The sequence below is a fragment of the Enterobacter sp. 342 genome (assembly GCF_036663495.1).
Lineage (GTDB): Bacteria > Pseudomonadota > Gammaproteobacteria > Enterobacterales > Enterobacteriaceae > Enterobacter.
Genome location: NZ_JAWUEI010000077.1, coordinates 1 through 4,836, shown reverse-complemented (window position 1 = coordinate 4,836; position 4,836 = coordinate 1). Strand labels below are relative to the sequence as shown.

The window sequence follows — 4,836 nt, the reverse complement described above, 5'->3', positions numbered from 1 at the left end:
ATCGACTAAAAGAACACAAACTTTATGATGATTTTCATCAATCATATTGAATGATGACGGCTATCACACCAGTCGCATCTTCGTCTTTACAGCAACACCGAGTACCAGAATATGCGACCGATTATCTCAACATCATCAATGTCAGCTTCTTCATCCGGATATGCGTCGCCGTTGTAGCTGCGAATGATTAGCTTGCCGCCCGGCTTCCGGTATAGCTGCTTAATGCGCTTGAGCTGCCCGCTACCGCCGTCTGCCTGACCAATGGCATACAGCTTACCGTCAACTATGCGCTTGTTGTTCGTGTCTACGGCTACCGTAGTGCCATCGGGAATGATCGGCTCCATGCTGTCACCGGTGGCAGGGAAGCAGAGAACGCCTGAGCCATCGGTGTTAGCTCCCACCCGGCGAAGCGTTGCTTTGGAGAATCTCAGTTTAAAGCCATTGTGATCTTCGCTGTGAACTCGACCATCACCACACGCAAACTCGATATCCTTCAGAAACGGTACTTCAACCTCGTCAGCAGGAAGCGGAGTATTTTTGTCCCAAGCGTCAACAGTTCCCCATTCCGATTCCGGCGGGATGGATGATTCCCTATGCAGTTCAGGTTCGGGATCATTCCTTCCGTACTCCAGCCACTCAGGGCGTACCCCAAGCCAGCGGCTAAGTGCAAGGATATTGGTTTGGTCTGGTATTGCTGATGCGTTAAGCCACTTCCAGATCCCGGGTTCAGATACAGCAATACCCTGGGATTTCATAGCCTCTCTAATCCTGCCAGCCTGCCCACGACCACCCACGCCAGCATTAAGCAATGCAGCGCGAAGTCTCTTCGAGAATTCTTCTTTTAAATCGTCTTTTTTAACCATGTGTTAATTATCAATTAGAGTTGACATAACTGTCAGTTAAGATATAACCTTAACTCGTAGTTAATATAGTTAACGGAAAACGCTATGAACCCAATGCAATTTGCAATCGAAGCTGTAGGCGGTCAAACCGCAGCGGCACGCCTATGCGGACTGTCGAATGTTGCTATTCACAAGTGGGTAAAGAACGCGGCATTGCCTCGCACTGAATACACAGAGAAAACCAACTATTCGCAGCTTTTGGCTGACGCATCAAAAGGGCAGTTTACGGCGGAGTGGCTGCTACAGGCCGCAAACCCTGACCGAATTAAACATGAATCAACGGCCGCCTGACCGGCGGCCATAACCAATTAATTCAGAGGAAGTATCGCAAATGGAAACCTTAACGACACGCAACAAAGCGGAGGCAAGACGAATTGAGAGCTGGGTGCAGCGGCAAATCGCAGATCTTGGGACAACCAGGATCGCCGAAGTAGCTGGCGTAAACAAATCAACCGTAAGCCGGTGGCGGGAGAACCTGGTTCCGAACATGTCGCTGCTGCTGGCCATCCTGATTTCGAACAGGGATGGAGTGCAGGGAGATTTTGAAGCATGAACGCAGAAAGGGGAAAAGCCGCGGTGCTGGAACACCAACGGCTTTCAAGTTGAATTAACTGGATCAATTCACAGGAGCAATTATGGCAAACACTGCCGAAGTAATCAATTTCCCTGTGCCTGACGTGGCACCTAAGGAGCCGCGCGTGGCAGATCTTGATGATGGCTATACGCGCATCGCCAATGAACTTCTGGAGGCTGTCATGCTGGCTGGATTGTCTCAGCATCAGCTGCTGGTCTTCATGGCAGTAATGCGCAAAACATACGGTTTCAACAAAAAGGCGGACTGGGTAAGCAATGATCAGTTATCTGCCCTGACCGGCCTGGCCGCTACTCGTTGCTCAACAGCGAAAAACGAACTAATCCGCAAGTCAGTTTTGACACAGTCCGGTCGTCATGTCGGCATAAACAAGATGATTTCGGAATGGCAGATAAGTAAGCCAGAGCGCAGGCGTGAATATGGTGCTACAAAAAACAAGGCTGGGTATATTTATGTTTTTGCTGAAAGTGAATGCGGGCCTGTAAAGATAGGCTTTACCACCAGAAAGTCTGAAGAGAGATTGAAAGAGGTTCGACACTACTTTGACGGTAAGAACCCTAAGGTTTTCTTCGTGTCTCCTTTCAGCCTTCATGCTGGCGCAATGGAACCAGTAATTCACGAAAATCTCAAGGCGCAGATGATACGCGGAGAGATGTTCGACATTCAAGTTTCACAGGCGGTTGAAAATATTTCTGCCGTTATGGAAACATTTCAACCGTCAGGGAAGGAAAGTTTTACACCGTGTGGGAATGACATTTCCAGCCAGGGTGGAAACACAAAAGACAAACATACAAAAGACAATAAAGACAATATTAATAAACCCCCTAAATCCCCCAAACCGGCTTCGTTCGATCCGGCTGGTGTTGAGCTTCCTGAATGGCTGTCAGTTTCAGTCTGGAAGTCATGGGTCGATTATCGTCGTGACCTGAAGAAACCGATCAAGTCTCAGCAGACAGTTACCCAGGCCATCAACCTGCTCGAGCGTTGCAAGTGCAGCGGATATCAGCCTGAAGAAATTATCAACCAGAGCATTGCTAACGGCTGGCAGGGTTTGTTTGAGCCTAATGGCGCCAAGCAGCCTTCCCGTACTCCGTCACGCGTATCTGAGAACTTCGCTGGCAAGGACTATGGCCAGACTGAAATCCCATCATGGGCGAGGGACTGAGTATGGAACTGCTCGAAAAAATCGACGCTATCGAAAAAATGCTGGACGTTCTCGGCAGGCCGCCAGAGCAACTCCCTAACTGCGAGATCGTCTGTGAAACGGTGCTTTGCGAGAAACACGGCGAATACGAACAGCGTAAACGCGTGCTTACCAGCAGCCTGATCAAGCTGCCGTCACCGCCGACTCGTTGTCCGGGCTGCCTGCGCGATGAGTTGACCTTCCTGTATGCCGAGAAAAAACGCTGGGAAGACCGCACGCGCCAGCAGAACATCGATCGCCTGCTGCGCCAGCTCGAAATCCCTGAACGCTTTGTGACGTGCACGCTGGAAAACTACCAGCCGGTGGGCAAAGAGTCAGAACGCGCGCTGCGTGTTTGCCAGGCGTATGCCGCGAAGTGGCCGGAGCGCCTGAAGCAGGGTGGCGGTCTGGTGATGTGCGGAAAGCCGGGCACCGGGAAAAACCATCTTGCCCTGGCGATTGCCCGCTATGTCATCGAGAACCACCAGAGCCCGGTAATTTTCACCACCGCGCTGAAGATTGCCCGTGAGTTCAAATCAACGTGGTCGAAAACAGCGACGCGCTGCGAGAACGACGTGATTGCGCACTTCACCACCCCGGACCTGTTGATCATCGATGAGGTAGGCGTCCAGTTCGGCAGTGAAGCCGAGAAGCTGATCATGTTCGAAATCATCAACACCCGGTACGAGCGGATGAAGCCGACCATCCTGATCAGCAACCAGACCAAAGAAGAGCTGGCAGCGTTTGTGAGTGAGCGCGTTATTGACCGCATGAGCGATGGCGGCGGTTGCACTCTGTCATTCACGTGGGATTCTTACCGTTCCAAGGGGGCAGCGTGAAAGCATGCAGCGATGACTATGTCGTTATCAACGAGTATTCGAAAGGCGATGCAGCCTGGATACAGCGCGTTGATACCGATGAAAAGCGGAAAGCACTTTACAAATCGAGTTGGGAAATAGCCGTAATCTCGCTCGCAATCGTTCGTGAATATGGGATCCGGAGGGTAGGAAATGACCATAACAATCCGTGAGCAGGTGCTGGCAGCCATGCGCAATAACCCAGGTTTGAACAACGCCAAGCTGGCAGGGATTATCGGCATGGACACCAAAAAGATATCCGGGACGATTAGCACGCTGCTGGCCGACGGGCTGATCAGCTGCGAAGGAAAATACGGCCAGCGCCTGTACAGCCTGACCAGTTACGGCATGCGCTTCGCCCCTGACACGATACCGGGCATGAAGCAGGGCAAGTCGAAGTTAATTCAGCGGACGGACACAAACGTGATCTGCCAGGAGTGCCGCAACAGCGCAACTATGAAACGAATTTTAAGCGTATACGGGGTGAGAGCATGAAACCAAGTTATGAAGAGTTAGAGCAGCAACTTGAAGAATTACATCGTGCTCTGCGTGCAGAGACTACTGCTCACGAGAATCTGCAGATGCAGGTTGAGAAGCTGGCTGCGGAGAATGCGGGGCTGAATAAATACATCACGCAGAGTTGCTACGTGTTTGACGGTGAGCAGCATGAAATATCAGACGCGTATATCTGCGCTACAGATGGCGGGATACCGGAAACCCCAGCAACCGACGCTTTTCTTGATGACTTACGGGAGCAGGCCCACAAAGAAGGTGCGCACTTTGTTGCTAACAGAATGCTGGCTGCATGGGAGGCAGGGTTTATCGATGACACGGCGAAGAACGCGTCAGACATCGCACGGATGATTCTCACATCTACAGAGTTTATGGCTGATGCGCCAGAGGGGGATTTCGATCGCTCGTTCGCTGATGGAGTACTCGAAGACATCGCCGTCCAACTTCGCAAAGGAGTGCAGTCATGAGCATTCTGGACATTCTAAATACTGGCCTCGCTCTGAGTGGGTGGTTATTCATCATGTTCAAAACTGGCCAATGGTTTATCTCCATTGCGCTAAAGCAGTGGGATAAGCGTAGAAAGCTATCTCGTAGACAGAAGGCAGTAAATGAATTTTACGATGCGTTTGACCTGTCCAGCATCGAACCAGGAACAACGGTGCGTCTGGCGACTAAAGGCGATCTGACAATCATGATGTATCGCACAGAAGGAGCCGCCCAATGAGCAACATCGAAATCTATGACCTCGAAAGTGTCTACGACGAGAAGATCAGCCCGCTAATGCAGCAA

8 protein-coding genes are annotated in these 4,836 nt (G+C 51.1%); 7 read left to right on the top strand and 1 reads right to left on the bottom strand.

The annotated features are described in order from the left end of the window. Positions 1 to 86: 86 nt before the first annotated feature. Positions 87 to 863, bottom strand: coding sequence for a LexA family transcriptional regulator (locus tag V6E55_RS24970; protein ID WP_316944099.1), 777 nt, complete (start codon positions 861 to 863; stop codon positions 87 to 89). 84 nt (positions 864 to 947) lie between these two features. Here V6E55_RS24970 and V6E55_RS24965 point away from each other — a divergent pair, with 84 nt between their 5' ends. The 7 genes from V6E55_RS24965 to V6E55_RS24935 all read left to right on the top strand — a co-directional run bounded on the left by V6E55_RS24965 (position 948) and on the right by V6E55_RS24935 (position 4,771). Then, positions 948 to 1,193, top strand: a complete 246-nt coding sequence (locus V6E55_RS24965) for a hypothetical protein (protein WP_100152931.1) — start codon at positions 948 to 950, stop codon at positions 1,191 to 1,193. A 40-nt stretch (positions 1,194 to 1,233) separates the two neighbouring features. Then, positions 1,234 to 1,455, top strand: coding sequence for a CII family transcriptional regulator (locus V6E55_RS24960; protein WP_252076783.1), 222 nt, complete (start codon positions 1,234 to 1,236; stop codon positions 1,453 to 1,455). 82 nt (positions 1,456 to 1,537) lie between these two features. After that, complete coding sequence (locus tag V6E55_RS24955; RefSeq protein ID WP_316944098.1) at positions 1,538 to 2,659, top strand: replication protein; 1,122 nt, start codon at positions 1,538 to 1,540, stop codon at positions 2,657 to 2,659. 2 nt (positions 2,660 to 2,661) lie between these two features. Next, positions 2,662 to 3,516 carry an ATP-binding protein gene (locus tag V6E55_RS24950; protein WP_247752034.1) on the top strand — a complete coding sequence of 285 codons (855 nt, stop codon included), beginning with the start codon at positions 2,662 to 2,664 and terminating at the stop codon, positions 3,514 to 3,516. Positions 3,517 to 3,687: 171 nt separating this feature from the next. Then, entirely contained in the window at positions 3,688 to 4,029 is a 342-nt protein-coding gene (locus V6E55_RS24945; protein ID WP_316944097.1) for a transcriptional regulator, read from the top strand. Beyond that, positions 4,026 to 4,514: a hypothetical protein gene (locus V6E55_RS24940; protein WP_316944096.1), complete on the top strand. Its 489-nt coding sequence runs from the start codon at positions 4,026 to 4,028 to the stop codon at positions 4,512 to 4,514. The genes V6E55_RS24945 and V6E55_RS24940 overlap by 4 nt, the downstream gene beginning before the upstream one ends. After that, complete coding sequence (locus V6E55_RS24935) at positions 4,511 to 4,771, top strand: DUF4752 family protein (protein WP_250021671.1); 261 nt, start codon at positions 4,511 to 4,513, stop codon at positions 4,769 to 4,771. The genes V6E55_RS24940 and V6E55_RS24935 overlap by 4 nt, the downstream gene beginning before the upstream one ends. Positions 4,772 to 4,836 lie beyond the last annotated feature (65 nt).